1 protein-coding gene is annotated in these 550 nt (G+C 70.9%); it reads left to right on the top strand.

Translation table 11 applies throughout. The features are described from left to right. Positions 1–550: methyl-accepting chemotaxis protein (locus AC4F3Q_RS13525; protein ID WP_491040417.1), on the top strand; the 550-nt coding region annotated here is incomplete at both ends.

The following is a 550-nucleotide window of genomic DNA, read 5'->3' as shown; positions in this document are numbered from 1 at the left end:
GCGGGCGTCGTCGCTGCCGCTGCCGAGCAGGTCTCCCGCAACGTCCAGACCGTCGCCGCCGGCGCCGAGCAGATGGGTGCCTCCATCCGCGAGATCGCCCAGAACGCCTCCGAGGCCGCCGACGTCGCCAACCGCGCCACCACCCAGGCCGCCGACGCGACCGTGACCGTCACCCGCCTGGGCACCTCCAGCCAGGAGATCGGCAACGTCGTCAAGTCCATCACCTCGATCGCCGAGCAGACCAACCTCCTCGCCCTCAACGCCACGATCGAGGCCGCCCGCGCCGGCGAGGCCGGCAAGGGCTTCGCCGTCGTCGCCTCCGAGGTCAAGGACCTCGCCCAGGAGACCGCACGCGCCACCGAGGACATCGCCCGCAAGGTCGAGGCCATCCAGGCCGACACCGACAACGCCGTCCACGCCATCACCGAGATCTCCGGCGTCATCGCCAAGATCAACGACTACCAGCTCACGATCGCCTCCGCCGTCGAGGAGCAGACCGCCACCACCAACGAGATGTCCCGCTCCGTCTCCGAAGCCGCCACCGGCTCGG

The organism is Flavimobilis sp. BM9 (assembly GCF_058313055.1).
Note: the sequence above shows the minus strand (reverse complement) of the source record. Positions and strands in the feature narration are given on the sequence as shown.